The sequence below is a fragment of the Nitrospirota bacterium genome, assembly GCA_016214845.1.
Classification (GTDB): Bacteria; Nitrospirota; Thermodesulfovibrionia; order UBA6902; family UBA6902; genus SURF-23.
The window spans coordinates 40,675-67,302 of the sequence record JACRMS010000020.1 but is presented as its reverse complement, the minus strand read 5'-3'; the positions used below and the strand labels follow the sequence as shown (position 1 = coordinate 67,302).

At 47.0% G+C, this 26,628-nt stretch carries 26 protein-coding genes and 2 tRNA genes; 15 read left to right on the top strand and 13 right to left on the bottom strand.

From position 1 onward, the window contains the following. Positions 1–198: 198 nt before the first annotated feature. From HZB61_06225 to hypD, 5 genes are all read left to right on the top strand, one after another. A complete protein-coding gene (locus HZB61_06225; protein ID MBI5056191.1) occupies positions 199–471 on the top strand; it encodes a HypC/HybG/HupF family hydrogenase formation chaperone in 273 nt (90 codons plus the stop codon). Further along, positions 437–805: a hydrogenase maturation nickel metallochaperone HypA gene (gene hypA, locus HZB61_06220; GenBank protein ID MBI5056190.1), complete on the top strand. Its 369-nt coding sequence runs from the start codon at positions 437–439 to the stop codon at positions 803–805. Before HZB61_06225 ends, hypA begins: the two co-directional genes overlap by 35 nt. Then, entirely contained in the window at positions 798–1,562 is a 765-nt protein-coding gene (gene hypB / locus HZB61_06215; protein ID MBI5056189.1) for a hydrogenase nickel incorporation protein HypB, read from the top strand. The genes hypA and hypB overlap by 8 nt, the downstream gene beginning before the upstream one ends. A 66-nt stretch (positions 1,563–1,628) precedes the next feature. After that, entirely contained in the window at positions 1,629–2,621 is a 993-nt protein-coding gene (gene hypE, locus HZB61_06210) for a hydrogenase expression/formation protein HypE (protein MBI5056188.1), read from the top strand. 45 nt (positions 2,622–2,666) lie between these two features. After that, the gene (gene hypD / locus HZB61_06205; protein ID MBI5056187.1) at positions 2,667–3,734 is read left to right on the top strand and encodes a hydrogenase formation protein HypD; all 1,068 of its coding nucleotides are present in this window, start codon (positions 2,667–2,669) and stop codon (positions 3,732–3,734) included. Positions 3,735–3,814: 80 nt separating this feature from the next. Here the strand turns inward: hypD and HZB61_06200 are convergent. The 7 genes from HZB61_06200 to galT all read right to left on the bottom strand — a co-directional run bounded on the left by HZB61_06200 (position 3,815) and on the right by galT (position 9,648). Continuing rightward, a tRNA-Arg gene (locus tag HZB61_06200) sits at positions 3,815–3,888 on the bottom strand. 6 nt (positions 3,889–3,894) lie between these two features. Further along, complete coding sequence (locus HZB61_06195) at positions 3,895–4,458, bottom strand: hypothetical protein (GenBank protein MBI5056186.1); 564 nt, start codon at positions 4,456–4,458, stop codon at positions 3,895–3,897. Next, entirely contained in the window at positions 4,459–4,755 is a 297-nt protein-coding gene (locus HZB61_06190; protein MBI5056185.1) for an RNA-binding protein, read from the bottom strand. Positions 4,756–4,785: 30 nt separating this feature from the next. Continuing rightward, positions 4,786–4,878, bottom strand: a tRNA-Ser gene (locus tag HZB61_06185). A gap of 216 nt (positions 4,879–5,094) precedes the next feature. Further along, positions 5,095–5,442, bottom strand: a complete 348-nt coding sequence (locus HZB61_06180) for a response regulator (protein MBI5056184.1) — start codon at positions 5,440–5,442, stop codon at positions 5,095–5,097. An 87-nt stretch (positions 5,443–5,529) separates the two neighbouring features. Then, a complete protein-coding gene (locus tag HZB61_06175) occupies positions 5,530–8,622 on the bottom strand; it encodes a GAF domain-containing protein (GenBank protein MBI5056183.1) in 3,093 nt (1,030 codons plus the stop codon). Between the two features lie 33 nt (positions 8,623–8,655). After that, entirely contained in the window at positions 8,656–9,648 is a 993-nt protein-coding gene (galT, locus tag HZB61_06170; protein ID MBI5056182.1) for a galactose-1-phosphate uridylyltransferase, read from the bottom strand. A gap of 154 nt (positions 9,649–9,802) precedes the next feature. On the opposite strand from galT, the gene HZB61_06165 reads away from it, so the two are divergent. The 3 genes from HZB61_06165 to HZB61_06155 all read left to right on the top strand — a co-directional run bounded on the left by HZB61_06165 (position 9,803) and on the right by HZB61_06155 (position 11,408). Then, positions 9,803–10,774 carry a ribonuclease Z gene (locus HZB61_06165; protein MBI5056181.1) on the top strand — a complete coding sequence of 324 codons (972 nt, stop codon included), beginning with the start codon at positions 9,803–9,805 and terminating at the stop codon, positions 10,772–10,774. 55 nt (positions 10,775–10,829) lie between these two features. Further along, positions 10,830–11,003: a DUF1059 domain-containing protein gene (locus tag HZB61_06160; GenBank protein MBI5056180.1), complete on the top strand. Its 174-nt coding sequence runs from the start codon at positions 10,830–10,832 to the stop codon at positions 11,001–11,003. A gap of 225 nt (positions 11,004–11,228) precedes the next feature. Further along, on the top strand, positions 11,229–11,408 hold the full coding sequence (locus HZB61_06155; GenBank protein MBI5056179.1) for a hypothetical protein: 180 nt from the start codon (positions 11,229–11,231) through the stop codon (positions 11,406–11,408). Positions 11,409–11,462: 54 nt separating this feature from the next. Here HZB61_06155 and HZB61_06150 read toward each other — a convergent pair whose 3' ends face one another. After that, a complete protein-coding gene (locus HZB61_06150) occupies positions 11,463–11,621 on the bottom strand; it encodes a rubredoxin (GenBank protein MBI5056178.1) in 159 nt (52 codons plus the stop codon). 32 nt (positions 11,622–11,653) lie between these two features. Next, positions 11,654–13,075 (bottom strand): undecaprenyl-phosphate galactose phosphotransferase WbaP, encoded by a 1,422-nt coding sequence (gene wbaP, locus HZB61_06145; GenBank protein MBI5056177.1) that lies wholly within the window; start codon positions 13,073–13,075, stop codon positions 11,654–11,656. Between the two features lie 320 nt (positions 13,076–13,395). Here wbaP and HZB61_06140 point away from each other — a divergent pair, with 320 nt between their 5' ends. The 4 genes from HZB61_06140 (at position 13,396) to HZB61_06125 (ending at position 19,066) form a co-directional block, all read left to right on the top strand. Beyond that, on the top strand, positions 13,396–13,728 hold the full coding sequence (locus HZB61_06140) for a hypothetical protein (protein ID MBI5056176.1): 333 nt from the start codon (positions 13,396–13,398) through the stop codon (positions 13,726–13,728). Positions 13,729–14,083: 355 nt separating this feature from the next. Then, positions 14,084–16,474 (top strand): hypothetical protein, encoded by a 2,391-nt coding sequence (locus HZB61_06135; GenBank protein ID MBI5056175.1) that lies wholly within the window; start codon positions 14,084–14,086, stop codon positions 16,472–16,474. An 85-nt stretch (positions 16,475–16,559) separates the two neighbouring features. Further along, a complete protein-coding gene (locus HZB61_06130; GenBank protein MBI5056174.1) occupies positions 16,560–17,147 on the top strand; it encodes a hypothetical protein in 588 nt (195 codons plus the stop codon). Further along, complete coding sequence (locus HZB61_06125; protein ID MBI5056173.1) at positions 17,144–19,066, top strand: hypothetical protein; 1,923 nt, start codon at positions 17,144–17,146, stop codon at positions 19,064–19,066. The genes HZB61_06130 and HZB61_06125 overlap by 4 nt, the downstream gene beginning before the upstream one ends. On the opposite strand, the gene HZB61_06120 is transcribed toward HZB61_06125, so the two are convergent. Genes HZB61_06120 through HZB61_06110 form a run of 3 tightly spaced genes read right to left on the bottom strand, consistent with a single transcriptional unit; the run spans position 19,063 to position 20,701 of the window. Continuing rightward, positions 19,063–19,344, bottom strand: coding sequence for an EscU/YscU/HrcU family type III secretion system export apparatus switch protein (locus HZB61_06120; protein ID MBI5056172.1), 282 nt, complete (start codon positions 19,342–19,344; stop codon positions 19,063–19,065). The genes HZB61_06125 and HZB61_06120 overlap by 4 nt on opposite strands. A 2-nt stretch (positions 19,345–19,346) precedes the next feature. Continuing rightward, positions 19,347–20,468, bottom strand: a complete 1,122-nt coding sequence (locus tag HZB61_06115; GenBank protein ID MBI5056171.1) for a flagellar hook-length control protein FliK — start codon at positions 20,466–20,468, stop codon at positions 19,347–19,349. A 5-nt stretch (positions 20,469–20,473) separates the two neighbouring features. Continuing rightward, entirely contained in the window at positions 20,474–20,701 is a 228-nt protein-coding gene (locus HZB61_06110; GenBank protein MBI5056170.1) for a hypothetical protein, read from the bottom strand. Between the two features lie 71 nt (positions 20,702–20,772). Here HZB61_06110 and HZB61_06105 point away from each other — a divergent pair, with 71 nt between their 5' ends. The 3 genes from HZB61_06105 to topA all read left to right on the top strand — a co-directional run bounded on the left by HZB61_06105 (position 20,773) and on the right by topA (position 25,618). Further along, entirely contained in the window at positions 20,773–21,972 is a 1,200-nt protein-coding gene (locus HZB61_06105) for an argininosuccinate synthase (protein MBI5056169.1), read from the top strand. A gap of 48 nt (positions 21,973–22,020) precedes the next feature. Further along, a complete protein-coding gene (dprA, locus tag HZB61_06100; protein MBI5056168.1) occupies positions 22,021–23,118 on the top strand; it encodes a DNA-protecting protein DprA in 1,098 nt (365 codons plus the stop codon). 238 nt (positions 23,119–23,356) lie between these two features. Beyond that, positions 23,357–25,618, top strand: coding sequence for a type I DNA topoisomerase (gene topA, locus HZB61_06095; GenBank protein MBI5056167.1), 2,262 nt, complete (start codon positions 23,357–23,359; stop codon positions 25,616–25,618). Between the two features lie 36 nt (positions 25,619–25,654). Here topA and HZB61_06090 read toward each other — a convergent pair whose 3' ends face one another. Further along, complete coding sequence (locus HZB61_06090; protein MBI5056166.1) at positions 25,655–26,581, bottom strand: RluA family pseudouridine synthase; 927 nt, start codon at positions 26,579–26,581, stop codon at positions 25,655–25,657. Positions 26,582–26,628 lie beyond the last annotated feature (47 nt).

The following is a 26,628-nucleotide window of genomic DNA, read 5'->3' as shown; positions in this document are numbered from 1 at the left end:
TTCGACAAGCAGGACATGATATTCGACACGACTACCAAAGAGGCGGAGATTGTAACGCTTTGAGCAGGTACCCCCTCTGCTCTATGCACTTTGCGGTTTTTTTATAAGGTGTCGTCTTTGTGTTTATGAGGCATTCGGCTTTTAATCTGCGGTTAATTTTGGACAGCGGTGTGGTAAACTGATACAAACGGAGGCGTTATGTGTGTCGGTGTCCCGATGCAGATTGTTGAAATTCATTATCCTTCAGGAGTAGCGGAAGCCAAAGGCGTGAAAAGGGAAATAGGGCTTCAGCTTTTACCGGAGGACCAGATCAAGATCGGCGACCATGTTATTGTGCATGTCGGGTTCGCCATAGAAAAGGTGGACAAACAGCTTGCTGACGAAATATGGGAGGCGCTGGATGAAGTCCTCCGTGTCATGGATGAGGAGGACGAAGGTGCACGAAGTATCAATAGCCATCGGGATGGTTAAAGAGCTTACAAGGATAGCACTCGAAAATAATGCAAAGAAGGTCACGGGCGTGAAATTGAAGATCGGGAAGATGTCCGGCATCGTTGCTGATTCGCTGATATTCGCCTTTGACGCTGTCAAGCTTGAGCATCCCCTCATGTCTTCCGCAGCAATTTCCATTGAAGAAGTTCCTTTGGTTTATGAATGCAATACTTGCAAGAAGACTTTTGAGACAGACAATCTTTCCTTTCAAACATGCCCGTTTTGTGGATCATACAGCCTGAAACTTTTGTCTGGAGAAGAGATGCATATTGAAAACGTGGAAATAGAGACCGAGGAGGAATCCCATGTGTGACGTGTGCGGATGCGGTCACAGCCATGATCATAGTCATGATACAAAATCCCCCCACCCCCCCTTTGAAAAAGGGGGGCGAGGGGGGATTTTACAAAATAAAGTTGTAGACGTGAACCAGAGCCTTCTCAAAGCAAACGAAGATGCCGCCGCCGGAAACAGGAAGCACTTTGACGAAGACGGGATCTTCGCGATAAATATCATAAGCTCCCCCGGCTCCGGCAAGACCACGCTGCTTGAAAAGACCATTGACGCGCTGAAAGGCGAGATCAATATCGGGGTGCTTGAAGGCGACATCGAGACAGACCTCGATGCCGAGAGGATCAGGAAAAAAGGCGTACCCGCTGTACAGCTTACCACCGGAGGAGCGTGTCATCTGGATTCCATCCTTGTTCACAAAGGGTTCCATTCACTTGAGCATAGTTTAAACGGCAAAAGACTGGATATACTCTTCATAGAAAACGTGGGCAATCTCGTGTGCCCTTCATTCTTTGACCTCGGCGAGCATTTGAGGGTTGTGCTCATATCAGTTCCCGAAGGTCATGACAAGCCGCTGAAATACCCGAAGGCCATCAAGACCGCACAGTTGCTTATCATCTCAAAGACCGATCTCGTGCAATATTTTGATTTTGATATGCAGAAGATAAAAAAAGATGCGCTGTCCCTGAATCCTTCTCTGAATATTCTTGAAGTATCATCAAAGACCGGGGAAGGAATGGATGAGTGGATTAAATTTTTAATCCACAGATTGCACAGATGACGCAGATTTTCCCTGGAGACTTTTATTTAATCTGTGTAATCTGCGACATCTGTGGATAATAATACAATGAAAAAAATTGAAATAGGCCACGGCAGCGGCGGCAGGCTCACGCGGGACCTGATACAAAAAACATTTCTGAAATATCTGAGTTCGGAAGAGTTGAAGCCGCTTGAAGACGCCGCGTATATCAACCTTAAACACCATCACGTTGCCATGACCACGGATTCATATGTTGTCCGGCCGCTTTTTTTCCCCGGGGGCAATATAGGCAAACTCGCTGTGTGCGGCACAGTCAATGACCTTGCGGTAAGCGGCGCGGTCCCCAGATATCTTTCCATCGGCTTCATACTGGAAGAAGGGTTCCCCATAGAGCATCTCGAAGAAATTCTTAAGGGCATTGCGGAATCCGCAAAACAATCCGGCGTTCACATAGTCACCGGAGATACCAAGGTTGTTGAGAAAAACAAATGCGACGGCATGTTCATTAATACAACAGGCATCGGCGAGATCGTTAAGCCCCTGCCCCTGGATAATGTGTCAGTGGGAGACATGGTGCTGATAACAGGCACGATCGGAGATCACGGGACAGCTATCGCGCTGGTGCGGGATGAATTCACCATAACGGCGAATCTCTTAAGTGATTGCGCGCCGTTGAATGACCTGCTTCAGCCTCTTTTTGAGATAGAGGGGCTAAAGTGGATGAGAGACCCGACAAGAGGCGGGGTTGCGACAGTGCTTGCCGAAGTCTCCGACGTAACCGGGCTCGGAGTGGAGATCTTTGAAGAGAATGTGCCGGTGAGAGAGGATGTCCGTTTTATTTCCGACATGCTTGGCTACGACCCTCTCTATCTTGCAAATGAAGGCAAGGCGATCATTATCGCGTCGCACGAAAGTGCAAATAAAATTCTAAGCATACTAAAGAAGCATCCCTTAGGGCAAAACGCGTCAGTCATCGGACACGTCACTTCCAAGTTCAAGGGAGTAAGGCTGAGAACAAAGATCGGCGGCGAACGCCTGCTGGATATGCTTGAAGAAGACATGCTGCCGAGGATATGCTGAGGGAGGCAGCTATTAGCTTTCAGCTATAAGCTAATAGCTAAAACCATGGACAAGACAAATGACATAATCAGGCTCATCCACTCTCTCGTCCCTTCCGATAAGAAAATCCGCATTATGAATGTCTGCGGGTCGCATGAGCACACCATCGCCTTTTCAGGGATGAGGAGTTTGCTGCCTGAAAATCTTGAGATCATCCCCGGCCCCGGCTGTCCCGTGTGCGTTTGTCCTGAAAGCGATATTATCAATGCGATATATCTTTCAAAAAGAGACGACGTCATTCTGGTAACTTATGGCGATATGCTGAGGGTGCCGACGCAAAAAGGCTCCATCCGGTCTGAGGGGAAAAACTTCAGGATGATCACCTCTCCTTTTGAGGCATTGAACATTGCGAGATCAAATCCCGGGACGAAGATAGTGTTCTTCTCCATCGGCTTTGAAACCACAACTGCTCCGACTGCGGGTATCCTGGAAATGGGAGTGCCCGATAATTTGTTCATACTGAGTTCGCACAGGCTGACGCCAACGATCATGGAGATACTCGTCAAAGACGCGGAGATCGGCATTGACGGGTTCATTGCTCCCGGACACGTCTCTGCAATCGTTGGCTCGAATGCGTGGAATGTGTTTTCCGAAAAATACGGCATCCCGACTGTTGTAGCGGGCTTTGAGGCGGACAATCTTTTGCTTGGCATTGTGGAAATACTCCGGCAGTTGAAGAGCGGAAAGGCGCAAACAGGAAATGTGTATAAAGGCGTGGTGAAACCGGAAGGCAATACTCAGGCGCAGAGACTTATGGAGAAGTATTTTGAAGTAGCGGATGTAAACTGGAGGGGCATCGGACATATCCCCGGTTCGGGACTCGAATTGAGGGACGAATATTCTTCAAGGGATGCGAGGAAGGTCTTTGAGCTTGAAGAAGTGAAAGAGGCGAAAATCCCCGGCTGCATTTGCGGGACGATAATATTAGGGAAGGCTTATCCCTCTGCCTGCAAACTGTTTAAGAAAGTATGCACTCCGAAAACACCGAAGGGCCCGTGCATGGTCTCTTTTGAAGGGGCGTGCAATATCTGGTACAAGACAAGTTCAGACACACAGAACATAGAACACAGATGACAGACTAAAGAGTTGCAAGGTTTATTTCCGTTTTCTGTTCTCTGACTTCTGTGCTCTTCTTAAGTCTGTCTTTACTAAAGCGCGCCCAGCAGGAGTCGAACCTGCAACCTACGGATTCGTAGTCCGGCACTCTATCCAATTGAGCTATGGGCGCATCCTTTTATTTCTGTATCCCTTCTTTCAAAGCCAGGGCAAAGCGCTCATGCTGAAAAGCGTGAACTGCCGGGAATTTCTGATAGAGCCATCCCCACTTTGCGGTCCCTCCCGGCGCCGGGAATATCTGGGAGCCGTTTTCAAGGACCGTCACGCCAACTGCGGGATTGGTCAGCTCGTTTGAGGCCGATGTAATGACCGGGCCGTTCATCTTGAAGTCGGGTAGAAAAGGGCCTACCTTGACAACTAAGCTTGAGTCGGGAATTTTAAACTCACCGCCAACAGTAGCGGTAAGCTCCAGCTTCTTATTCTCCTTCCGGTCCTCAACAATGAATTTTACGCCAGACCATTTAGCGCTCACTTCAGGAGGGACTACCACCTGAAACTCAACCTTTTGTCCCTGACCAGAAGTGCCATGTCCGGGCGGAGGGGTCAGTGGAGAATCCACGATCGGCCCTCTTGGGGCGGCAGTGCTTTGTTGAGGCACTGGTTTCTGCTCTTCTTTTCTCTTGCATGACAAGAATGAAAAAAGTACGACGGCCGCTAATATTATCAATAATGTTTTTTTCATTTAAAATCTCCCCCTTCTGTCATCCCTGTCCCTTCTCGGGAAATCTCTCCTTGGTCCGGTGCTTTTGGGCGGGCGGGCTTTATCAACCTTCAGGGCCCTTCCGTTAAAATCGGTCCCGTTTAAGGCCTCCCGCGCTTTATCTGCTTCTGAGGCGTTTGACATTTCAACAAATCCAAAGCCTTTGCCTTCAATTATAGTTACCTGTTTAACCTCTCCGTAATCGGCAAATAACTTTGCCAGTTGATCATTGGTTACAGAGTAGCTGAGATTTCCTACATAAATTTTGTTCTCCTGCATGCAAATCCTCCTGCTAAAAGTTAAGGTTAATGGCGGAGAGGCAGGGATTCGAACCCTGGGTGAGGTATTACCCCCACAACCGCTTAGCAGGCGGCTGCCTTCGACCGGCTCGGCCACCTCTCCAAAAAAAGTTATCAGCTGACAGCTACCCGCTTGCCTGCTATCAGCTACCATTGAATATTACCCAATAGCTGCTTATTTTGTAAACCTTTTCAGACACTCAACATTTTTTCCAAAGCGAAAATAAGATGCAGGCCTGAAGATTTTCATTAAATCCCCGGCCCTGCAGTGATAGAAAAAGAATGGAACCACTTTTAAAAGTTTTACAGCGGTTAAGAATTACGCGGTCATAAGCTTTTTAATAGTGCTCTTTAACTCACTGAGGTCGGATGATTTCACAATGTATGCCTCAGACGCCCATACTGCGAAGTCGTCCCTGTAATCATAAGCAGTAGACATTATAATGGGGATGGCCGGGCGCTGTTCCTTCATCTTCCGCAGGAGGCTTATCCCGTCAATATCGGGCATGAGTATATCAAGCGTCACTACGTCGAATTTCTCTTTTGCAAAAATCTCCAGGGCTTCTTTCCCTGTGCTTGCAATGACAACCTCGTATCCTTCTTCCTCCAACTCTTCCTTATAAAGACGTTGTATATTTAAATCGTCATCAACTACAAGAAGCCTCATATAGCTTCCCCCTTTCCTGTTTGGTGTTTTTTATTTGCCAAGGTTTCCGTTACTTTTATTTTGAAGTATAGCACAATTGTTAATCGCTTATTTTTTATCATCTTTTTCTTCAACCGGCAGACATATTTTGAAAGCGGTGCCGCCGCCCCATACGCTTTCGACCTTGATCTTGCCGTTATGCTCCTGAATAATCTTGTGGGTCACTGCGAGGCCGAGACCTGTCCCGTGAGGTTTTGTCGTAAAGAACGGGTTGAAAATACTTTTAAGGTCATCAACCCTTATGCCGCAGCCGTCATCCATCATCTCTATAATTGCCTCTTTATCTTCCTGTCTTGTTTTTATGGTAATCGTTCCGTGGTCTGTTGCCTGAGAGGCGTTTGTAATAATGTTCAGGAGGGCCTCCTTTATCCTGTCAGGGTCCACGGCGGTCATTATCGGGGCCTCTGATATTTCCTTGATTATTATGTTTTCTTTTTCGAGTATTTCAGGAGAAATAAAATCCACGATGCTGTTTACAAGTTCATTTATATTTACATTGACCTTGTTTACCCTTGAGCTCTTTACAAAACCTAAAATTTCCTTCAGGATATTTTCGAGCCTGGCTACTTCATTGACGATGATCTTTGCGTATTCCTGTGTGTCGCCCGAAAGTTTTTTCTCCAGCCTTCTGGCAAAACCGCCAACGGAGATAAGCGGGTTTCTTATCTCATGGGCTACCCTTGCTGCCAGCTCTCCGAGGGCCGCCATTCTTTCGGAATGGGCCACCCGCTCTCTCAGAGTGCGGAGCTCCGTTATATCGCGTGACAGATGGACCGTTCCAACAAAATTCCCTGCTGAATCAAAGATAGGCGAGTTTGAAACAACAAATGTGGCGCCGAGGTACGGGTCTTCCAGTTCCCCCACAAAGGATTTCCTTGAACTTACCGACTTGGCATGAGGGCAGGTGTCCCAGGGTTTGTCTTTTCCGTGAAATATTTCGTAGCATTTCTTCCCTATGATCTCCTGTTCCGGTTTCCCGATCCTGTTGACCACCGCCTGGTTTATGCGCTTTATGTTGTAATCGTTGTCCGTAAAATAGACCATGTCGGATATTGATTCGAAGATATTTTTAAGCTCCGCCCTTGCGAGTGACACGTTTTCAAAGAGCCTCGCGTTTTCGATGGCTGAGGCAATATGGCTTGAAAAGCCCATCAGGAACTGCAGGTCTTCATCCTTAATGGGTTTCCCGGTGAAAAGATTATCAACCCAGATTACTCCGATTACCTTGTCTCTTGATATAAGAGGCACGATGCCGAAGGCCGCGGCGCCGGTCATCTGGATAAGGTATGGCGTTACAAGTGGTTCCAGTTTTGCGTTCTGGATATTGAACGGCCTCTTCTCCTGTATGCAGCGGGTAAGAATACAATCCGAGTCAAGGGGTATGGTCAGGTTCTGGCTCAGTTTATCGAGATATGAGTCGAGATATATGGGGCCTTTTTCAATGTCCTCTATAATAGCTCCAAGGCTTTTGCCTTCCATGGAAAGCCATATCTCTCTTGCTTCCTCAGGCCCTCCAGGCCCTACTCCCATTGTTCCGTAAAGCTCATCCCTGGATTCGTCAACGAGAAAAAGAATGGCCCTGTTAAACCCGAGTCCGTCGCCCATTGTAACTACCGTAAGCACCATCTTGAGAAGCTTGTCTAATTCAAGCGTGCTCCTTACAACGGAATTTATGAAGAACAGCCTGGACAGCTCCTGGTTCTTCCTGATCAGCTCCTTTTCGACCATCTTCTTTTCGGAGATGTCCCTGGATATGCCGCTTATGCCGGTAACATTCCCTGACGGATCCAGTATCGGCGAAAGGGTAAGGCTTACTTCAATAAGCCTGCCGTTTTTTGTCTGCCTTATTGTCTCTACATTCCTCAAGGTCTCTTTCTGATGGATTTTTTCCATAAACGCCTTTTCTTCCTCTACAAGAAACGGCGGGATCATCGGCAGAAACGTGTTCATTGCCTCGTCCTGTTTAAATCCGTAAATTATCTCGGCCCCTTTATTCCACGAGGTGACCACCCCGTTTAAATCCGATGTGACAATAGCGTCGGCGGAATTATCAATAAGGCCTTTCAGGTAATCTTTTGTCTGGGTCACTTCTTTTTCTTTTTCGATCTCGGCCCTGTAGAGCCTCGCGTTTTCTATGGCAATGGATGAGGCGGAGGCGAATGTTATCAGTGTATTTACATCATCCTTTGTGAATGTCGTAATTCCCCACTCGTCTTTTTTATCATAGAGCCCAAGGGTGCCGATTACATTCTCGCCGATAGTGAGCGGTACGCAGAGCACGGAGGTTGCCTGTATCTCGGGCACGTGCAAATTTTCAGGCATAGTGGATACGTCGTCGATAACAAGCGGCTCGCCTGTAAGCGCGACATGGCCTGCTACGCCTTCACCTGTGCGAAGAGTCATTTTTTGTTTGATCATATCAGGCAGTCCGTAGGAGGCTTTTATTTGGAGGTTTTCTCCCTCAAGGAGCCTGAGAATGCATCCGGTCACATTAAAGACCTTCGATACCTCTTCGCAAATATATGGAAGGAGTTCATCGATGTTCAGGATGGAGGTTATTGCCTTGCCGACTTCGTGTATTACTTTTAGCTCATCAAGCTGGGACTTAACACTCCTGTAAAGCTCCGCATTCCGTATGGCGGCGCTGACGCTGTGAGAGATAATGATGAAAATGTTGATTTCATCATCACTGTAAACATAAGGCTGCCTGGTCTGGACCATGAGGATCCCGGTAACCGTGTTGTCTTTTACTATCGGGATTGCCAGAAGAGACAGCATATCTTCTGTCTCGGGATTGAGGATCGCCTTTACATCTGGCTCTTTTCTGATGTCGTCTATAGCAATCGGCTGCGCCTCTTTAAACAGCTTATTAATAATGCCGTCCTGGTCTTTAATGCAGAAGGCGACAACGGATTCCTTGGTGCTGCCTTTTGAGGATTCAATGCAGATGACCTTTTTTTCAGGTTTTAAAAGACAGATGGAACACAGGTCCTTGTTGAGGGTATCTACTATGACATGCGAGATCGTGTCGAGAATCTCCCTGAGTTCAAGAGTTGAACTCGCAATCTGGGAGACTCTGATCAAGACCTCCGCCTCAGGGGACTTTGCGCTGTGCTGTTTGTTTTCCGCTATCTCAGCCATTTAAGCTAATGGCTATCAGCTAATAGCTAATAGCTATATCTCCGCTTCTCTCATGAATTTCGCGGCGTCTTCAGGCGGCATGGGATTAATGTAAAAACCCGACCCCCATTCAAAACCTGCAATCTTTGTAAGTTTGGGTATTATTTCTATATGCCAGTGGTAATATTCATTCGTCTCGATTTTAAACGGCGATGTGTGGATCATCAGATTATACGGCGGCATCTCAAGCACCTTGTCAATCTGCTTCAGCGTTTTTTGAAGGATCTGCGCCAGGAGCGTGAACTTGCCGTCAGGCATAAAGCTGGATTCATGTTTCTTGGGCAATATCATTGTCTCAAACGGCGAACGCGGAGCAAAAGGAGCAAGAGCGATGAAATCTTCATTCTCGGAGATGACGCGTGTCTTGCTGTTTAGTTCCTGACGCATAATGTCGCAAAAAATGCAGCGCTCTTTATAGCTGTAGTATTGCTTTGCCTGCTCAATTTCTTCCTCTACCAGATGAGGGACAATGGGGAGGGCTATCAGTTGCGAATGTGTGTGTTCAAGCGAAGCGCCTGCCTCCTCGCCTTCATTTTTAAAGACGAGCACATATTTAAAGCGCGGGTCTCTTTTAAGGTCCGTGATCCGGTGATGAAACGCCCAGAGGGCGTCCTCAATTGACTTCAGCGGCATAGATGAAAGCGTCAGGCTGTGGTTGGGAGTTTCTACAATTACCTCATGCGCGCCGATGCCGTTCATCCTGTCGAATATGCCTTCGCCGGCCCTGTTTAAATTCCCTTCAATATGCAGGGCTGGAAACTTATTCGGGACAACCCTGAGGGTCCACCCCGGTGTATTGGGCTTGCTTCCATCCGGCCTGAAGGCCAATATTTCAGGGGGCGTTGTGCGCTCATTCCCCTCGCAGAAGGCGCAGAAGCCTCCTTTTTTTGTGAGGGTCCTCATACCGAAATCAGTAGGGCGCTTGCCCCGTTCAACTGAAATAATAACCCATCTGCCGGATACCGGGTCCTTTCTTAACTCAGGCATTCAATCCTCCGTCCATTAATAGTAATAGAAATTCAAATGTGTCCCACATACTAAATCGGCAATTCTATGGCAGATATTTAGCTGCCGGCCAAAAAAATGATTAACAATCAATGACAAGTGTTATTATATCACTAATTAAGCTATTATTTTAAACATGAAACCTTCTTTCCATGCAAGGCTTCTCAACGGTCCCTTTGATGACCCCTGTCTTTACGTGAGGATGCTCAGGGAAGGACTGGCGCTGATGTTTGACGCTGGATCCACTGAAAACCTTTCGGCAAGGGACATTCTAAAGACAACCGATATTTTTATTTCGCATACTCACATTGACCACTTCATCGGTTTCGATAATATCCTCAGGGTCAGCCTGAAAAAAGAAACACCTCTAAGACTTTACGGACCCGAAGGATTTACCGACCGCGTTGAGGGGAAATTGAGAAGCTATACATGGAACCTTATCGGGGACTATCCGCTTGTGCTCGAAGTCTCGGAGGTTACGGACAAGTTCATTAAAAAAACTTCCTTTAAGGCGCAGAACTCTTTTAAACGTGAAGAATCAGGGGCTGAATTGTTTGACGGCGTAATAATGAAAGGTTCATTTTTCAGGGTGTCATCTACGATCCTTGATCATCAGATCCCCTGCCTCGCCTTCAGTCTTGATGAAGACTTTCATATAAACATTGACAAGGACAAGCTGAACAAAATGGATCTCCCGGTCGGCCCGTGGCTGGGAGAATTCAAAAAGGCAATAAGGGAAGGCCTGACTGAAAGTATTTTTTCAATTGACGGCAAATCCCGCACATTTGAAGAACTACGGGCAATAGCAACAATTACAAAAGGGCAGAAGATCTCCTATGTTGTGGATGCGTCGGGCAGCGAGGAAAATATAAGAAAAATTATTAAACTTGCAAAAGGCTCGGATGTCCTTTATATAGAGACTTTTTTCATGGACAAGGACAAAGACAGGGCAAAAGAGCGCTGCCATCTTACCGCGAAAGCGGCGGGGAGAATTGCAAGGGAGGCGGGAGCGGGGAGGATTGAAGCTGTTCATTTTTCACCAAGATATATTTATGAGTCGCAAGCGCTGATAAAAGAGGCGGAAGAGGAGTTTACAAGGCAGTTGTAATCTGTTTTTTGTCTGCTATAATTTAATTAGAGAGTGAGTTGAAGGAGGTGGTGATATGAAGGTACTCGGATGCAAAGACATAGGTGTTGAATGTGACTTTGTGGCCAAAGGCAAGACATCTGGCGACGTTTTAAGGAAGGCGGCAGATCATGCAAAAACCCACCACGGGATAAAGAGAGTTACAAAAGACTATCTGGACAGTTGGAAGAAACACGTCCACAATGAATAACACCTTGAGGAAGAAACAGAAGATGCTTATAAGTCATAAAGGGATAAAGGCCCTGGCGTTTATCCCTCTTTTTTGTATCGAGAATTATTTTGAGTGAAACGGGTTTCCGCTTTACTACTACTTCAAGGACAAGAAAAACCCGGAGACACACCCGGCGATAAAGTCGGAAATGCATGGTTTGTGGTAGACCCTGATAAATTTAAGTAGCAAAGGAGGCTGTTAATAATGAAAATAGAACTTGACGGCTCACTTCTTAAAATGACCCCGGAGAATGACAGGGAAAAGAAAGAGCTTAATCAATTGTGGACTATAATTATAGGCTGTGCCAGCGATGGCAAGAAACTTGTGCCTGTAGGTGAATATCTGCCGGGAATAAAGGAAGTGGCAGTATTCAATATTGAGTAGAGCAATCTGTTATTCTTTCACACATTACTCATAACGCATTACGAATAAACCGGGCTAAACCTTTTCAAACTGGTCTTTTGTTGCCCCGCATACAGGGCATACCCAGTCATCAGGTATTTTTTCAAAAGGTGTATTAGGCGGGATGTTCCCATCGGGGTCTCCTGCCTCAGGGTCATATACATAGCCGCAAATTGTACATTTCCATTTTTCCATGTTCTCCTCCTGTTACTGATTAGATTCCAACCCTAAACAGCCCCTTCCATCTTGAGCACCACCCTTACGGTCTTGAATAGGATAACAATATCCAGCCATATATTCCAATTCCTGACATACCACGAATCAAGAGTGATCCTGTAATCATAATCCGTATTGCTCCTGCCGCTCACCTGCCATAAACCCGTAAGACCGGGGGGGACACAGAAACAAAGCGCTGCGGCATCTTTATAGTATTCATTTATCTCCGTCTTTGTGACCGGCCTTGGGCCAACAAGGCTCATATCGCCCTTTAAGACATTGAATATCTGCGGCAGTTCATCAAGAGAAGTCTTTCTTAAAAATCTGCCGATCCTGGTTACCCTCGGATCATCCTTGAGTTTCCAATTGTTTTTCCACTCGCTTTGGGCCTCCGGATGGCTTTCAAACAGTGCCTCAAGCCTCTCCTCAGCACCGTTATACATGGTCCTGAATTTGTAGCACCTGAAAGGCACATCTTTTTTGCCCCTTCGCTCCTGTGAAAATATTACAGGGCCATTCGAGGTGGTCTTAATAAGAATAACGATTAACAACATCGGTATTGCAAGGAGAAATAGAAACAAAATACTGGCGGCTATATCAAATATTTTCTTCATAAGGACATTTACTGGCTGTGCAAGATTATTCTTGACTTCAAGCCCGATAGCCTGTTCCTGGAAAAAGTGCTGGAGGTTCGTACCGAGCACCGTGATCCCAAAGAGGTCGGGGATAAGCAGGATATTATGGGTCTTGTGCTGCAGCTTGTTGATTAACGATATGGTTTTCGCTTTATCGAAACCCGGCATCGCGATGACAACATCCTCTATACCGCACCTGCCGATATATTTCTGTGCCTTATCAACCCCTCCGTGTATCTTTATCCCTTCCAGTTTCTTGCCTATCTTCTCCGGGTCGTCATCAAGAAAGCCGACGACATTGAGACCGAGGTTTACATCTCTCTTTAATGCCTTTGCAATGAGCGCTCCGGTTTTTCCGGCCCCCAGAACAAGGACTTTGCTTTTAAGTAATCCGATATTTATTAAAAGCCTCTTGACGCTAATCCTGATAACAGGGAGGACAGGAAATGAAATGATGCCCATTAATACTACAGTGGTCCTGGATACCTGCTCACCAAACTTGCCTAAATAGAGTATCGTAAATACCCCGAGCGATGAAAAAAAGATCGCCTTCCACAATACCTTAACCTCATCCCAGAAAGAGAACCTTCTTGTATACAGTCCTTCATATGCGAAAAAAAACACCCATACAGGGAAAATCCACCAGAAAAAAATGAAATCTATTGAGGGATACTCCGGGAACCGCACGAAATACGGCAGGGTGTTCTTTCTGATAAACATCGCGCTCTCCAGCACAAGAAAGACTACTGCGATGTCAATGAGAAACAGCAAAAACACTCCTAATCTTTTTCTTATCATAATTGACCGTAACAATTCTTTTCCGACCTCTTTATACAAGGCAACCAAGGAACAATATTAAATCAACCGGTTGTCAACTATTTATTAAGCGCGTGTTCCCTGAATTACAAAATTGTATCACGACTATTACTTAATTTGAATTAAAGCAAGTTTGTTCCCTTTGAGTTAAGTATATTGTAGATGCTGCATCCAAATAGGTCAACAATGCATTAACGGTCTCAAGTATGTTCGCTGTATTTATATTCTTCTCATGACTTGGTATAATAAATTCCAAACTAACAACCTCAGAATTTGCCGGGCTATTTAAAAAAGAGAGCTTTATGACAACGGTAATCAATCTGAACTTTCTTAATTTCTTCAAACTGAAGCTTGACAACTATACAATAAATGACATTCGTACGCATAACCAGTATTTCGACAACAGGAGACAAAATTATCCAACAGAACAGGAAGCAACTGTAGATATCATTGATATAACGTCTTATAATCATTTAATGGCAGTTGGTGGTAAAGGGCCAAGTCTTCAATCTTTAGATATTCGCAAGCATGTCAATTTTATTACTCCTTTTGAAGCAAACAAGACCTATGACAGGGAAGGCAGATCAGTTCAATATTCCCAGGACAAGGGGATGCGCGTGAATTCCTTTGCTTGATGCCGGCACGAAAGAGGGCACCCTCCTTGAAACTCCCGCTTGCCAAAGCAATCCTGCGTCAGGGAGAATCAGAACAAAAAAAAGTCTCCTTAAATAATTAATTCCATCCGCTATTAAGAGATGGCCTGCCTATTTTTCCATTAAACTCTGCCACTTAATAAGTGTTTCATGAAATATTTCGCCCTCAGAATGAAAATTTACAATAAGGTCATAATTTTTTTTTGGAGCTTGGAGCTAAAGATTTCTCTAAAAATGCCGAAAAAAATGCTGTTGGAAGATACGGGCTAATAATTTAGCTTGGGCGCTTCAAAAGAAGCACACCGAAAAAAAATAAACCTAAAGGAGGTAATTAAGTATGAAAAAAAATCTTCTTTCAGCAATCTGTTTTATCTTGATGGCCACTGCCCTTGTGGTATTCGCGGGATGCAGCGGAGGGGGCGGGGGCGGCGGCAGCAGCAGCGGAAGCAGCGGAAGTGTCACGGCATTAACTGTGGCCGAAGAAGTAAGTGTTGTGGAAGCTAAAGCATCAACGAGTAAGGTAGCGGCGTTGATGATAGGAAAACTCTATCTCAGTCCTTCAGACATCCCGTCAAATTCAGATTACAACAATGACAAGCAGGAAGTTTATGTACATGAGCGTTCCGCAGAAGCATTCAGCATTATTAATGAAATACTCTGCGCGATGGCCCAAACCAAATACGACGTCATGATCAACAAGGGCGATTATAAAGCCCAGATCGACATGAATCAATGCAGTAAAAGTAAAGACGACGCCGCAAGCGCCGGGGAAAGCTCACAGAACCAGTCGTCCGGCTCTACAGCGCCTGACTATGAGATGTGGACCGTCAACTCTTCAAGGGCCGACAGCAGTTCGCCTCACATTGTCAAAGTTTGGGTCCATGAAGAGGCGGACAAGGACATGCCTGAAAAAGTGATCTATGTCAAGGTTGCGATAACTGAAGGCAAAAGCGACACGAACCCTTACGGTATATTTACAATGAACTTTATAGGACATCCTGTGGTTAACGGTGTTGTAAACACAGACGTTGCCGCGTTCAAGGGGGTCCTGAAAACAGAGGTAGATATCACCGGACAGGTGCTCTTGAAATTCGCCAATGAAGGCAATGAAGGCGGGACCTTCAGCGAGAAGACAGTATTAAACAGGGCTGCAGACGGATCGAGTGGCAGCGGGACCGCCTATACCCTGGATAGTTGGAACGGCCAATCCCAGGAGAAAAGTTTCAATATTGCCTTCAACACTACAAATTTCATGAGGGCAAACGCAGACAATTCCGACCCTAAGTGTTTCAGCAGGTCGTCTTTTGACGAAACCGCCTGGGACTATGGTCTTTACAACTCAGACGGCAGCAGAGTGACTCGCAATTCCGGGTTCCCTATTAAGAAAGACAACTACTACGGATGGATCGGCTATTACGGCTTATGGCTTCCAGAGGAAGCTAACGTAATTAACGGCACTACCGTTTATAAAGTCTCATACGGACAGGGCGGAGAAACAGCAGTGCCTTACACTGTAGTTAAAATAGGCGGCAGGCTCAAAAAGCACGTAAGAAATACAACTACGCTTGGCGCTATCAAGAATGTCCCTCTGGACTGGTGGGACAACGGCAACAGCGCCCGTGTAAAATGGAACGGCGCGAACTTCGTAAAGTTCGCCCAGATGAACCAGCAAAATAATATGTGGGAGAACACCGCCGAGTCTAATATGGACTTAAGCGCCCTTAATCAGGGTGAGCTTAATTTCTGGTCCCAGTCATTAGGGGGGCAGGTAAGGGTAAAATTGACCTGCACATGGAATAACAATCCCCCTCCGGCCCAGCCCACTTTTAGCTGCAACAACCCGACAGACGCAACTTCCGTAATTTTCTTTAAGGAAGACGCTGTGTTCCCCGGAGACACTGTGCCGGCCAGCTTCAAATGCTATGACAATTGTCCAAAATACAGTGCGGGCGCAGGCGGCATTTCGCCTTCTGACCCGACATATCAGCCTGGTTACGATCCTCAGGTTGATTCGTCCCACAATTATACTTTCAGCGCATCGGCTGATGACATGATCCTCAAAGAAGGCGGCAATGCGCTTCTCTGGGGGACCGGCACAGGCGGCCAGCAGTGGGGTTTCATGAGCGGCGCGTTGTTTGAACCAACAGAAGCCAATCTTGCAAAGCTTGCATGCGATGACTGGAACCAGGACGGATTAGCGAATGAAGGGACCTGCGGATGGAAGGCGTGGAGCGAATTAACAGAGTACTACACCTGGGAGACAGGCGCGAACCAGTGGAACCAGTTTACTGTACTGAAAGATGCCAACGGAGCAGTTCTGGAATTTCAGCCGCCGTTACAGGTGCAGTATGTTCACTCACAGGCTGGACACAAGTACGATGGTGTCTCCTTTTATCTTGAATACAGCGGTTTTGGAAATCTCCACGGCATCCCGGGCACATGCATAGACATGGATACCGGAGCGCCGACAAACTGCGGCCCCGACACAAGGTGGGTGCCTGAGATTACAATCGCAGACGGTTCGGATTGCAGCGAAGGGACCAATGAATATCTTATAAAGGCCCTGAGGAAGGAACAGAGGATGCAGAGTGTTGATATCAGCAATTGTTCAACACTGACGCTTACTTCCTATGCCCTGCCCTCAATCGATACATGGGAAGACCCCGCTATCGGTGATGAGCCGGTAATTACAAATGCTCCTGCTGTAATAGGCGGAGAGCTTCAGTAAAAGAATCTGCTCAAAAAGGGCGGGGCTTAAGCCCCGCCCTTTTTTTATCCTGAGAACATGATAAAATAGCTCCATGCATTTTTTAATGATTTTTGTTTTGCTGTTGCTTATAAACACATCCTGCGCGGGCACGGAAATCCTTGTTGAAATAACCCCGGCTGATATCAGGGGACGCATCGTCAACCATACTGAGATAAGTTTATTTGACGGGACCGCTCTAAAAACAATCCCCGCAAATGATAAATTTGCAGAAGCGCACGGTGTAACCTCAGGGCAGTACGGGGCGCTTTTCTTCACGAAGCACGGATATTATCCAGAGGCGATAATTTTCAGGGCGCAGGAGAAATCGGTGAAGGTTGACAAGGTTTCACTTTCTCCTCTGAAAGACGCCGGAAAGGGAATCCTGACGGGGGTTGTTTATAAACCCGTTACCGGGGGAAAGCTGAAGGAGCACAAAGGTATTTTCCAGACGTTTAAGGGAGAGAGGATAACTCTGATCAAAGATAAGTGGTCTCCGGAGATAACAACTGATGATGAGGGGATATTCATGATTGAACTTCCACCCGGAGATTATGATATTGTCTTCAACAATGAAAATATTGGCAGAGTGAATATTGCGAAAGGCAGGACCACAATTAAAAATATTCAGAAAGGGTTAGTGTTGAGAGATTGAACTGGAAACTTTTTTACAGCATCCGCCTTTTATTTCTTGCAGGGTGTATCTTATTTTTTCCCGCGTCTTCCTATTCAGAAGAAGACAGCATAAATCTTTTACAGAAGGCTTACGAGAAGGGAGAACTGGATTATCAGTCTGCACTTAATTATAAACTCGACGCAATATTCAACAAAAAGAGACTCCCAAGTGCTTTTCAATCAGACGCGCCGGTAAAATCAGCAACTCCTGTAATTCTTGAGGCCAAAGAGAACAGTCATCTTCTTTTTAAAGACAATCATTTCGTCCTTCAAAGACCGACTGACACAAACGACCCGGACTTCTACGGGCTGGGCATAACTGTTCTGACCTATGACAGCGCAGGCGGGCATTTTAAAATCCATTATACTGAAGACAACACCAATGGAGATGCGGTCTTCGGTTTTGACGGAAATGCGCTTACAGTTCCGCAATATGTCATTGACCTTGCCGGATACCTTGATAATTCCTGGACGCAGGTAATTACAAATATGGGCTACACTACCCCGCCGTCTGACGGCACGGCAGGCGGTGATGCCAGGCTTGACGTGTATCTGATTAATATGGATGCCTTCGGGTATACGAGTTTCGATTCCAGTCCTTCCGATGTTTATATTGTCATAGAAAATGATTTCGTTGGATTCCCTGAAAACCTTGACCCGCTTGGCAACCAGACCGGGGCGCAGAAGGTGACCGCCGCGCATGAATTCTTTCATACATCCCAGTTTCAATACACTGTAAACACGACGGCAAACGCATGGTGGATGGAGGCTGCAGCCACATGGATGGAAGACCTCATCTATCCTGAGGTAAAAGATTATCTCAACTACGAAGGCTTTAAGTATGATGATATTAATGATAACGGTCAATGGGACATCGGGGAGACATGGTACGATATAGACGGCGTAACGATAGCAGGCACTGCCGGAAGGCCAAACAGGTGGTTTGACTCTCCTGAACTTCCTCTGACTTCAACAGATAACATTCACGAATACGGCACTGTTATCTTCGCAAAATATCTTTCAAAAACCTTCGGCAGCGGTTTAATAAAATCGGTGTGGGGCCGGATCGGCAGCGGCGCGACAGCGCTTGATGCTATATCAGGTGCACTTGTATCACAGGGAACAAATTTAAGCTCGGCCTTCAGCCTGTTTCAGGCGGCAAATTACAAGAGAGATTATCCTGACGGGGCTTCTTATCCTCTAATCCGTCATGAGGCAGCATACGCGACATTTCCGCAAAGCATAAGCGGCACAATAGATCATTTGTCCAGCCGCTTCTATGCCTTTAAGCCTGACGAAACATCGTCAACCCTCACCTTAACATTCAATAATATGAATTCGGGAAACCTTGCTGTAAGGCTTATCTTACAAAAGGCCCCCGGCGTCTACGATGAACAGGATGTAACATTAAGCAGCGCATGTGTTTCATCTCAGATAGACCTCTTTGGAACTGCCTCGACTTATTCCAAAGCAGTGATGGTAGTCATGAATATATCGTCTTCTCTGGACAGCGCAGCTTATTCAATCTCAGCAGGCAAGACAGGGACGACCTGCGTTAGTAGTGGAGGAGGAGGCGGCGGTGGAGGAGGCGGTTGTTTTATTGCGACCGCTGCGTACGGAAGCTATCTTGCGGAGGAGGTAACGGTCTTAACAAAATTCAGAGACCATCATCTATTGACTAACTCCGCAGGCAGGACATTTGTACATTATTATTATAAATACTCGCCTCCTGCTGCGGATTTCATAAGCAGGCATGTTGTCTTAAAAACCGCGGTAAGATTTTTGTTGACGCCGGTGGTTTTCGTGATTAAATATCCCTTGCAGGCACTGAGCGCCGTCTTATTTCCCGGACTGCTTGTTTTATGCATGCCCTATATAAGAAGGACGAAAGCATTCTAACGGGGTTTATTGAGCGGGACTTTCCTGTCTATTAAATAAATGAAGGCGAGGATCTCTGCTACCGCCCTGTATAATTCAGGCGGTATCTCCTGGTACAGGTCAAGCGTTGAAAGGAGTTCGACGAGTTCTTTGTCTTCGTGGATGGGGATATCGTGTTTCTTTGCGATCTCGAGGATCTTTTTTGCGGCTTCTCCCCTGCCTTTGGCCACAAGTTGTGGAGCGGGGTCTTTTCCGTGTATATATTTTAATGCCGCGGCTTTTCCGGTTTTTTCTTTCATGGTTATGCTGTTAAATTAATCCCCCGGCACTGGGCTTTACCAAAGGATATGTCCTTTTTTTGATTGACATGAATTGCCTTCAGCTTAAGTCCCTGTGCCGCAAAACGGTCCTTGAGCGCTTTCTTTTCCAAACTTATGATTGCCGCGATCTCCGGCTGCTCAACAAAAAAAGAAACATAAAATGCCTTATCAAGGGTTGTCACTGAAACGGAGAGTTTCCCCAGTTTTTCGAGGTCCAGGTTTATATCGCAGGCATACGAATCATTTTCTCCATCTTTATTTTTTCTGAACAGGAATTCACTGTCTTTCAAGCCGTCCCACAGGAGCGGCAGGAAGGTGTAGAACATATCTTCGATCTTTGACGTCAACTGGAAGAACTCTATATTCCGGGTAAATTTTTCGACCATGTCAGAGAGCTGCGAGATCTTAACACCTCCCTTCCTGAGGGCTTGAATGACATCCTTGTCTTTCAGGAGATCTGCAAGCCTGATGAGCAGCCCTTTCAGGTCTCCTCCAGCCTGGAGCGCAATAAGATTCCGGAGAAATGATTTGGGATCACTTTGCACGGCAATCTTTAATTTTGTTTCAAAGGCCACTCCTGATGTCTCTACAAAGGCGCGGAGGAGGTTGCCGTCCAGCTCCTTTGCGTTAAGCAGAAGTTTTTCAAGACCTTCGAATTCCGGGATGGCCGCCTTTATGCTCTCAGGCAGGGACTTGAGCATGCTCACAAGGTCTTTGAATTCCAGGTTGCCGAGTTTTGATTCGGAAAGCCCGGCAAGCATATCGAGAAATTTCACCGGGATGTTTTGCTGTAAAGGCGCTGCCGGGCCTTTCATGTCTCCGACAAGCTGCATCCTGATATTGTCTTTGCACCCGAGGACTTCAAGGAACACGCTCTGTCCCTTGACAAGAGGGACCCCGGAGAAGGCTTTAATGATCGTTTCAGCCATAGCATCTTTATTTGTACCGGCAGGAATGATGCGAAGGAGGGCATTCCCATCTTTCGTAAAATCCACGACCTCCGCCTTAACAACAGTGCCTGCTTTTACATTGACGCCTTTACCGGCAGCGCTTACAGTGGGCGAAACGCTGCGCGTGTCAACTATGCCGATGTCTTTGGTCATATGAATTATTTCTTCGCTCTTTTATGACATTCAAAGCACTGGTCTTTTGGAGGGTGTTCTTTTTTCAGGGGCGCCTCTTTGTCCTTTGCATGACAATCGAGGCATCTTTCCTTGGCAGTTACGCTGACGTGTCTTTCGTCGGCAGGGATGGGCGCGAATTCCTTTCTTGAGAGCATATACAGGAGGACTGCCACGAAAAAGAAGATCGCGATGAAAGAAGCGTTTTTTCTCATGAATAGATTTTAACATTTCAACCTATGTTGAGGTATAATGTTTCATCAAAAAACAATTTCAGGAGAAAGCAATGAAGATAAAAAAAGTAGTGCTCGCATATTCCGGGGGGCTTGATACATCTGTAATTATCAAATGGCTGAAGGAGACTTATGATTGCGAAGTTATCGCCTTCTGCGCAGACCTCGGACAGGGTGAAGATCTTAAGGCAGTAAAAAGCAAGGCCCTGAAGACAGGCGCCTCAAAGGCTTATGTCGTAGACCTCAGGGAAGAGTTTGTGAAGGAATATGTGTTCCCGATGCTGAGGGCAAACGCGGTGTACGAAGGCGCTTATCTCATGGGCACGTCAATTGCGCGTCCTCTCATCGCTAAAAAGCAGATTGAAATTGCACAAAAGGAAAAGGCGGACGCGGTCGCTCACGGAGCAACCGGCAAGGGCAATGATCAGGTGAGATTTGAATTGACGTACTATGCATTAAAACCCGACATAAAGGTCATCGCCCCGTGGAGGGAATGGAAATTCGATTCACGGGAATCATTGATAAACTATGCGAAGAAAAACGGCATACCTGTGCCAGTGACGAAAAAGAAACCATACAGCTCTGACATGAACCTCTTTCACATAAGTTATGAGGGAGGGATTTTGGAAGACCCGTGGGCTGAGCCTCCCGCTGACATGTTTACATTGAGCGTATCTCCTGAGAAAGCCCCGTCAAGACCCCAGTATATCGAGATCGGTTATGCGGATGGCAACCCGGTCTCCGTTGACGGGAAAAAGCTCTCGCCCGCAAACCTCCTGAAAAAACTCAACGACATCGCGGGAAGACACGGCATCGGCAGGCTGGACATGGTTGAAAACAGGTTTGTCGGCATAAAATCCAGGGGCGTGTACGAGACACCGGGCGGCACAGTGCTTCAGATCGCCCATCGCGCGATCGAATCGATCACCCTCGACAGGGAGGTCATGCACCTGAAAGATTCCCTGATGCCCAAATATGCGGAGATGATCTATTACGGTTTCTGGTTCTCTCCTGAAAGACTGGCACTGCAGAGCCTCATTGACGAGTCGCAGAAAGGCGCGTCTGGGACTGTGCGTTTAAAGCTTTATAAAGGCAATTGCATGGTGGCCGGCAGAAAATCCCCGAGGTCTTTGTACAATCCGCAGCTTGCGACGTTTGAGGCTGAGACTGTTTACAACCAGAAGGACGCGGAGGGATTTATAAAACTGAATGCGCTGCGTTTGAAAATGCGGAAGCTGCGGAGCGGGAAATAAAAATCCTGCTTTTGCATTTTTCCTTTCTCATTTTGCATTATATAAATTATGCCTGACCTGAAATACTGGCTTGCCCTGAATTTCGTTCCCGACATTGGCCCTGTTTCCGCGGGGCGGTTGCTTGCTGCATTCGGCAGCCCTGAAAATATCTTCCGTATGTCTGTCAGGGAATTGAGACAGGTAGAGGACATCGGCGAAAACAGGGCGGGTAACATCGCAGCTTTTAATCAGTGGCAGAAGGTGCAGGAGGAAATCGAGAAGGCGGAAAAAAACAATGTGCGTCTTGTAACCCGCAATGATAAATCCTATCCCGAAATATTGAAACGCATCCACGGGGCCCCTGCCGTGCTTTATGTCAAGGGCGAGTTGAAAGACACTGACAAGTATGCTATAGCAATGGTAGGTTCGAGGACCTCAACTAATTATGGAATGCAGATGGCGGAAAAAATGAGTTATAAACTGTCTGCGTCAGGATTGACAGTGGTAAGCGGCATGGCAAGAGGGATAGACAGCGTTTCTCACAAAGGCGCGTTGAAGGCAGGCGGCAGGACGATCGCCGTGTTAGGCTCAGGCATCGACGTCCCTTATCCGCCGGAGAACAAAAAACTCGTTGATGAGATCGCCTCGTCCGGGGCCGTTATCAGCGAATTCCCATTCGGCACCTTGCCTAACAGAGAGAATTTCCCAAGGAGGAACAGGATCATCAGCGCGTTATCGCTTGGCGTCATTGTTGTAGAAGCCGCACTTGACAGCGGTTCTCTCATTACAGTAGCCTATGCACTTGAGCAGGGCAAAGAGGTCTTTGCGGTCCCTGGGAACGTCACGTCAAAAAATTCTAAGGGCACAAATGACCTTATTAAAAAAGGCGCAAAGCTCGTGGAAAGCGCTGAAGAGGTGCTGGAGGAACTCCGCCCCCAGATAAAAGGCATTTTAAAAGAAGATAAAGTATGCGCTGAAAAATCGCTGCCCGCGATGAGCGACGACGAAAAGGCGCTTTACAATTATCTGGGCAGTGAGCCGAAGCATGTAGATTCTATTATCAGAGAGATAAAAATGCCCACAAGCAAGGCGTTGTCAGTACTATTGAGTCTTGAACTAAAAGGAGTTGTAAGACAGTTACAGGGTAAGAACTTTTCCCTGAATTGAAAGAGCGCTCAGAGAATGATAAAAAATTGAATCCACAGATTTCGCAGATTACTCAGATGGAATTTAAACAAAACAATCTGTGCGCATCTGTGTAATCTGTGGATTAATAAAACAAAAAATTTCTCTCTGTGCCCTCTGTGGTTTTCGATGTAAAGGTTTCCCTTGAACTGCCGATTAGATAAACGGCATAAGCATCGCACTTAACGGGCAGTATTTTTTATACAAGAGGTAATATCAGATGAAATCACTTTTAATAGTTGAGTCTCCTGCCAAGGTAAAAACGCTCAGTAAATTCCTCGGCAAGGATTTTACCATCAAGGCGTCAATCGGCCACGTCAAAGACCTTCCCAAAAAAGATATAGGCGTTGATGTTGAAAATAACTTCGCCCCCACATATGTTGTGATCGAGGGGAAAGAGAAGGTAATGAAGGACCTGAAGAAGGCGGCAAAGGCGGCTGATCAGGTGTTTCTCGGTCCCGACCCCGACAGAGAGGGTGAAGCGATAGCGTGGCACATTGCCGAAGAGCTGAACGGCGATTCCGCAAAAGTATTCAGGGTGGAATTTAATGAGATAACGGAAAAGGCCGTGACAGAGGCCATCAAGCACCCGAGGAAGATCAATTCAAATCTTTTTGACGCCCAGCAGGCGCGAAGGGTCCTTGACAGGCTCGTCGGTTACAAACTCTCTCCGCTTCTGTGGCGCAAGGTGCGACGCGGCCTCAGCGCCGGAAGGGTGCAGTCTGTTGCGGTCCGGCTCGTAGTAGACAGGGAGCGAGAGATAGAGGCGTTCAAGTCGGAAGAATACTGGAGCATCACCGCTGCCCTGGAGGGCAAAACGCCGCCGCAGTTTGAGGCGAGACTTTTCCAGGTAGCCGGGCAGAAGGCTGACATTAAAAATGAAGAACAGGCGCGGGGCATAGTTGAAGATCTGCAGGGCAAGAGCTTTATTGTCACCAAGATTGAAAAGAAAAAGAGGAAACGCTCGCCCTCACCGCCTTTTATCACAAGCACACTTCAGCAGGATGCCGCAAGGAAGCTCAGGTACACGGCGAAAAAGACCATGATGCTGGCGCAGAAACTCTACGAGGGTATTGAACTCGGCGAAGAAGGCTCAACCGGACTTATAACCTACATGAGAACTGATTCCGTGCGGACGGCAGCCGAGGCGCAGCAGGAGGCAAGGGAATTCATCGTCAAGGAATACGGCAAGGATTATGCCCCGCCAAAACCCCCGGTTTACAAAAGCAAGAAATCAGCGCAGGAGGCGCACGAGGCGATCAGGCCGACGTCTGCTTACAGGACGCCTGCCGCCGTAAAGAAATTTCTTGAACCGGACCAGTACAAACTCTACAAGCTCATCTGGGAGCGTTTTGTCGCGAGCCAGATGGAATCGGCGCAGCTTGAGCAGACCTCAATCGATATAGGCGCGGACAAATACACCTTCCGCGCATCAGGCACAGTAGTTATATTCCCCGGATTTATGACGCTGTATATTGAAAGCACAGATAACGGAAAAGAAGAAGAAGGGCTCCTGCCTTCATTATCAGAGAATGAGACACTGAAGTCTCACGGCATTATCCCGAAACAGCATTTCACCCAGCCTCCTCCAAGATACACTGAGGCTTCGCTTGTAAAAGAGCTTGAGGCCAGGGGCATCGGAAGGCCGAGCACATACGCCTCTATTCTTTCAACGATACAGGACAGAAAATACGCGGAAAAGGCCGAAGGCAAATTCAAGCCGACAGAACTCGGCGTTGTTGTAAGCGACCTGCTTGTTGAGAGGTTCGCTGATATCATGGACTATAACTTTACCGCGAACATGGAGGACAATCTCGACAAGATAGAAGAAGGCGGCTTCAAGTGGGTTGATGTCGTGAATGATTTTTACAAGCCTTTTGACAAGGACCTCGCGGAGGCAATGGCAATCATCGGCAAGGTAAAGCCCCAGGACATTCCAACGGACCAGGTCTGTGAAAAATGCGGCAAGCCGATGGTGATCAAATGGGGCAGGCACGGCAGGTTCATCGCGTGCACTGGATATCCCGAATGCAAAACTACCAAACCCCTTGAGCAGGAAGGCGCCGGCAATGCAGCGCAAAATGCCGTGCTGCAGGAACTGGATGAGAAGTGCGAAAAATGCGGTTCACCGATGGTGCTCAGGACAGGCAGGTACGGGAAGTTCATTTCATGCAGTAAATATCCTGAGTGCAAGACAACAAAGGCCCTGAGCATCGGCGTCAAATGCCCTGAAGACGGCGGAGAGATCGTCGAGAAAAGGACGAAAAAGGGCAAGGTGTTCTTCAGCTGCGGCAATTATCCGAAATGCAAATTCGCGACATGGTATAAACCGGTAAATAAACAGTGCCCCAAATGCGGCGCAAGCATTTTAATAGAGAAGAAGACAAAGAAGGAACAAGTCCTCGCGTGCCTGAAAAAAGAGTGCGGGTACAAAGAAGAATTGCAGCCGGTCGACAGCGAACAGCCTGCTGAAGAAGTTTAGCGAAGTATCAAATAATGTCTTTTTTTCTTACTGGGCCTATCCCTCAAACTCCTCCATCGCCTTTTTTATATCTTCCGGCATGGGGGCGGTGAATTCCATGACCTCTCCGCTGACAGGGTGTTTGAGTTTTAAACTGTATGCGTGAAGCATCTGGCGGGGAAAGCTGATAGTTTTTTGCGCGAACGTGATCGCGGTTTTCTTGCCGTAAGTTTTATCGCCTAACACAGGGAACCCAATTGACGCGAAATGGACCCTGATCTGGTGGGTCCTACCGGTGATGATCCTGACCTTTGTCAGCGTGGCGAATTTAAATCTTTTAACCACTTCGTATCGGGTAACAGCCTCCTTGCCGCTTCTGGGTTTTGCCGACATCTTCTTTCTGCTTGACGCGGACCTGCCGATAAGGGTCTTTATTTCACCGCTGTCAGCTTTTAAATTTCCATACAGGAGGGTCAGGTAATGCTTTTCAACTTCGCGCTCCCTGAATTGTTTTACAAGATCATGATGGGCTGTGTCGTCTTTGGCTATTACTATCAGCCCTGAGGTGTCCTGGTCCAGGCGGTGTACAACGCCCGGCCGCAAAGGGGCCCCGACCGAGGAGAGTTTCCCTGTTATTGAGGCCACGGCATTCATGAGTGTGCCGCTGTCATGGCCCAGGCCGGGATACATTACCATGCCGGGAGGTTTGTTTATGACTATCATATATTCGTCTTCGTAGATGACGTCTAATGGTATGTCTTCCGGAATGAGTAAACCTTCCAGCGCGGCCGGCAACGTCCACTCGATCCGGTCGCCTACTTTAACTTTATGGCCTGCTTTTGCCGAAGATGAATTGACCAGGACATGACCTTCTGCAATGAGCCTTTGAACATTCGAACGCGTGAGGCCGCTTTTCAGGGAAACATATGTATCGATTCTTTCCGGTTTCGATCCCGCTGTGACGGTATAACAGGTTTTCTCCATTAATTGATATATTAACTTAAACTAAAAACAAGATGGTGAGAAAGATG